Origin of the sequence: Frankia sp. Mgl5, from assembly GCF_023242985.1 — a bacterium.
GTDB lineage: Bacteria > Actinomycetota > Actinomycetes > Frankiales > Frankiaceae > Parafrankia > Parafrankia soli.
In genome coordinates, this window is the sequence record NZ_JALKFY010000724.1 from 1 (window position 1) to 4,545 (window position 4,545).

General features: G+C 70.0%; 4 protein-coding genes and 1 pseudogene. 2 read left to right on the top strand and 3 right to left on the bottom strand.

The window, feature by feature from the left end; all coding sequences use genetic code 11:
* A partial coding sequence (locus MXD62_RS27020) for an enoyl-CoA hydratase/isomerase family protein (RefSeq protein WP_248832225.1) occupies nucleotides 1-727 on the top strand: 727 nt, incomplete at its 5' end.
* 91 nt (nucleotides 728-818) lie between these two features.
* Here the strand turns inward: MXD62_RS27020 and MXD62_RS27025 are convergent.
* Nucleotides 819-1,598 carry a FadR/GntR family transcriptional regulator gene (locus MXD62_RS27025; RefSeq protein ID WP_248832226.1) on the bottom strand — a complete coding sequence of 260 codons (780 nt, stop codon included), beginning with the start codon at nucleotides 1,596-1,598 and terminating at the stop codon, nucleotides 819-821.
* 419 nt (nucleotides 1,599-2,017) lie between these two features.
* The gene (locus MXD62_RS27030; RefSeq protein WP_248832227.1) at nucleotides 2,018-2,737 is read right to left on the bottom strand and encodes a carboxymuconolactone decarboxylase family protein; all 720 of its coding nucleotides are present in this window, start codon (nucleotides 2,735-2,737) and stop codon (nucleotides 2,018-2,020) included.
* Between the two features lie 489 nt (nucleotides 2,738-3,226).
* Between MXD62_RS27030 and MXD62_RS27035 the strand changes: the two genes are divergently transcribed.
* Nucleotides 3,227-4,255: an LLM class flavin-dependent oxidoreductase gene (locus tag MXD62_RS27035; RefSeq protein WP_285224202.1), complete on the top strand. Its 1,029-nt coding sequence runs from the start codon at nucleotides 3,227-3,229 to the stop codon at nucleotides 4,253-4,255.
* A gap of 13 nt (nucleotides 4,256-4,268) precedes the next feature.
* Here the strand turns inward: MXD62_RS27035 and MXD62_RS27040 are convergent.
* Nucleotides 4,269-4,545: pseudogene (locus tag MXD62_RS27040) on the bottom strand (GntR family transcriptional regulator); the annotation flags it as partial.

Genomic DNA, 4,545 nt, shown 5'->3' on the forward strand with positions numbered 1-4,545 from the left:
GAGGAACGCCTGCACGGGTGACATGTGGGTGGCGCTCGGGCGCATCTTCCGGGAGGTCGGGCACTCCGGTGCCCGCGTGGTGATCCTCACCGGCGCCGGCGGGAACTTCTGCACGGGCGCCGACCTCGGCGGCACCCGCGGCGAGAGCTCCTCGAACGGGAGCGGGGCACCGTCGCACAACCTCGACAACATGCGGGTGCTGGCCGACGTGGTGCTGGCGGTTCACGACTGTCCCGTGCCGGTCGTGGCCAAGGTCGACGGGCTCTGCGTCGGTGCCGGCCTGGGCCTCGCGCTGGCCGCCGACCTCACCTGGTGCGCGGACACGGCACGGTTCTCGCTGATCTTCGCCCGGCGCGGGCTCAGCCTCGACTTCGGCACGTCCTGGCTGCTTCGCCAGCGGATCGGCGTGCACCGGGCGAAGGAGCTCGCCTACACCGCGAGGATGCTCAGCGGGGCGCAGGCGGCCGAGATCGGCTTCGTGAACGCGGTCGTGCCCGCTGCGGGGCTCGACGCCGCGGTTCGCGAGATCGCCGGCACCATCGCGGCCGGGCCGCCGGTGGCCCTTTCCATGACCAAGCGTGAGCTGGCCGCCGCCGGGACGTCGTCACTGGCCCAGGCCCTCGAGGTCGAGGCGCTGGCGCAGACGGTGAACGTCCACACCAGGGACATGCGGGAGGCACTTACGGCCTACGCCGAGCACCGCCCGCCCGTCTTCGAGGGACACTGACCGCCCGGGGCTCCGGACAGCCTCAGCGCTGACGTCGTCTCAGTACTTGACGTCGTCTCAGCGCCGACGCCGTCCCAGCGCTGACGTCGCCTCAGTACTGATGCTGCATCAGATCGATGACTGTTTTGGCTCCCTGGGTGAGGATCACTTTTCCCACGACCGTCATGTGCTCTTTCCAGTGTTCCTCGGCGGCGGTGGCGTCGCCCGCCTCGACGAGTGTCGCCAGCCGGGCCTGGGAACGGAGCCCTCGCAGGCGTGTCTCGGTGGTTTCTTTCCCGTCCTCGGGCTGGCTGACCGCGGCGACGGCTCGGGCGACGATCTCGTTGAGCATTTCGGCGACAATGCCCAGTGTCTGATTCCCCGCCAGTTCGACGAGCCGGGCGTGAAAGCGCGAGTTGGCGTTTCCGAACGCCTCGGGGTCGTCGATCACCTCGAGCTGTTCGGCGGTGAGCCGCCGCAGCTCGGCGGCCGCCGAGCGGTGATCCCCTGACGCGGCGACGAGCCGTACGGCGACCGGTTCGAGCAGGCTGCGGGCGGCGTGGACATCCGCGAGCGGCACATTGCGGGCCTGGAGCACGAGCGCCGCGGTGCGGGCCGTCATCCGCTGGTCCGGCCGGTGGACGACGACGCCGCCGAGAACGCCGCGCTTGACCGAGATCAGGCCCTCGGTCTCGAGTATGCGCAGGGCTTCGCGCAGGGACGGGCGGGAGACCCCGAACCGCTCGACCAGATCCGGCTCGTGGCCGAGTGACTCGCCCTCGGAAAGATCGCCCTCGACGATGAGCTGCCGAATCTCGTCGGCGATGCGCTGGGGCTTTTCGCGCAGTGTGGCCCGGTCGCGATTCCGTGCTTTCCCCGGCTCGGCCACCATGATCGACCTTCTCTGAGTGTTTGCGGTCTGTCCAGCCTACCGGGACGCGACGATATGGCGCTGAAAGCTGCGCGCGGTCACTCGACTGGGCCCATGATTAGTCTAGATATTTCGGAGTACTCGGCTGGCCCGTCCTGCCGGCCGCGACGCGACGCGACGCGACGTGGCGACGACGCGACGCGACGCGACGACGGCGCCTGGTTGGTCCATCCATGCTCAAGATAATCAACGATGTTGACGAGCTGTCGACGTAGTAATGATCATGAATTACCGATGACCCGGTTCTGACGGAACGGACCCCGGGGCGTTGGTCGAGGCACTCGCTGCCATGGGCGGCCCCGGATTCATGCTCGGGCTCGGACCGTCACACGAGTCGCTCGTTCGCGGCGCGTACGGGATGTCCTGCGATTGCGCCGCTGTCAGGCGGACGGGTCACCCTCTGCGGGGAGCGCCGGTGCGTCGACCGGTTCGGTCGGCGGGTCCGGCTGCAGGCCGACGCTGTTGAGGACCGCCGCGAGACAGAGGTAGCCGCCGACGGCGAAGGACAGCTCGAGCAGCTGCCCCGCATCGAAATGGGAGGCCAGCAGCTGCCAGGTGTCGTCACCGACACGCGACTGGTCGATCATCTGGTCGGTCGCAGCCAGCAGTGCACGCTCGACCGGCGTCCACACCTCGGCCTCGGCTCCGTGCGGGATGGCGTAGAGCTGCTCGGTGGTGAGACCGACCTGCATCCCGATCCGGGTGTGCTGGGCCCACTCGTAGCCGGAGCGGGTGCGCCACGCTACCCGCAGGATGAGAAGTTCGCGGTGCCGAGGGTCGAGCGTGGCGTGCTCGCCGGCGAACAGACCGGTGAACGCGAGGAAGGTCTCGCTCAGCTGGACGTGGTGGGCGAACAGCCCGAGCGCCTTCGGCATCGGGGGGGCGTCCGGGGCGCCCGACAGGTAGAGCTCGGGTCGCCGCAGGTAGCGCAGGAGGATGGACCTGGTCTCGTCGTCCCACTTCTCGAACGGCAGTGGTTCCAGCCTGGGCGCCTGGGCCTGCGCCTGGGCCTGCGCCTGGGCCGGCGCCTGCGCCTGGGCCGGCGTTGCCGGGGACGAGTCGCGTGATTCCGGGTGCTCGGCTCCTGGTCCGGTCGCCATCGGGGCTCCTCAGGGCTAGGCGTTTGCGAGGGGCAACGTCCGTTATCGCTTCCGCAGCTAACAGTGCGGGTTCGGGGACGTCCATAGCTCGGCATTACCAGAGACGCACTGTCTGCCTGCGACTACTATCGTTTCACCGGCCGATTAGCATGTTGGATGGCTTGGAGTCAAGCGGAGCGGCGGCCGCGCCGCGATTCGGGCAGCCCGGCCTGGCGCCCGCGAACGAGCGTGACCAGGGGACTCGCCCGGGTGGTGACCATGTCCGTCCTGTGCCACCAGTCAGTTGGCGGGACCTTGGCCGACTGATGAATTGCGAGTCCACGGAAACCGGGGAGAGCCCGACCGGCGGCACCTGCCCGCTCGGTCCGGAGGCGAGTTCGCGATGGCGGCCTTGACGCTCGAATGATTCAGTGAGAATGTCGAAACAGGGGTTTGCGTGGATGTTGATATCAGGGGGGCCGGTTCCGATTGCGGTGCCGCCATGCTTGATTGCCTGGTAGAAACGGTTCCATGACCGACGCGAACGAGTTTGAGTTATCGTGCGGGCTCCCGCCGGGCCCGGACTTCGCCGACCTCGCCGTGCTCGCCGAAGAGCTCGGGTACGCGCGGGTGTGGATCTTCGATTCGGCGCCGCTGTGGGAGGATCCGTTCGCGCACCTGGCGCTCGCCGCCACCCGGACGACCCGGATCGGTCTCGCCACCGCCGTCCTGATCCCGACCCAGCGGTCTGTCATGACGATGGCCTCCGGCATCGCCACCATCGCCCGGCTGTCCGGCGGCCGCTTCCGGGCCTGCTTCGGTACCGGCTACACGGCGTGCATGACGATCGGGCAGCGTGCGATGCCGCTGGACGCGCTGATCGACTATGTCGCGTCGCTGCGCAGGCTGCTCGCCGGCGAGACGATCGTGCTCGACGGCGCGGCGGCCCGGATGCTGCACTGGCCCGGCCTGACCGCCGACCGGCCGGTCCAGGTGCCGCTGTGGCTCAGCGTCCTCGGCCCGCGCGGCAACAAGCGCGCCCCCGAGGTGGCTGACGGCACGATCGGGCCGCCCCACCCGACGCTGCCGACCGCGACGATGGTCTCGGGCACCGTGCTGGACCCCGGCGAGGACCCGAGCTCCAGCCGCGTACGGGAGGCGATCGGCCCGTGGCAGGTCGTCGGCTGGCACACCACCTATGCCGTCCGTGGGGCGGCCGGGGTGGACGCCCTGCCCGGTGGCTCGCAGTGGCGGAAGGCCCTCGAGGGCCTGGCCTCCGAGGAGGAGCGCCACCTGCTCACCTTCGAGGGCCATGTCACCCACCTCTCCGAGCGTGACCGGCCCCTGCTGGAGCACATCGACGTCGACACCATGGCCGGCGATGTCTACGTCGGCACCCTGGTCGGTGATTCCGTCAGCGTCGGACGGAAGCTCGGCAGGCTCGCCGAGGCGGGGTTCCGCGAGGTCATGTACACGCCCGCCGGCCCGGACGTCGCCCGCGAGCTGCGCGCCTTCGCCGCCGCCCGCCCTTCGGGATAGCCGTACGGCGAGGTCAGGGGCTGGCGGCGGGCGAAGCTGGCGGCGCTGGTGGCAGGTAGCCGCGGGACCGCAGGTGCTCTATGGTCACGGCGGCGCAGGAGCGCACGTGCTCCTCGCTGGTCCGCGTCGCCGCCGCGACGTCGCCCGCCCCGATCTCGGCCAGCAACAGCCCGCGGTACCGGGCCTCGTTGTCCACCCAGGCCGGGGAGTCGTAGTAGAAGCTGCCCTGGAGCACGCCGCCGAGGAACTCCAGGATCGCGTCGAGCCGCGGTGACTTTCCGGCGGTGGCG

Coding starts and splice junctions, on each gene's coding strand:
- MXD62_RS27025 (WP_248832226.1), bottom strand. CDS start 1,598: ATGGTGGCCGAGCCGGGGAAAGCACGGAATCGCGACCGGGCCACACTG.
- MXD62_RS27030 (WP_248832227.1), bottom strand. CDS start 2,737: ATGGCGACCGGACCAGGAGCCGAGCACCCGGAATCACGCGACTCGTCC.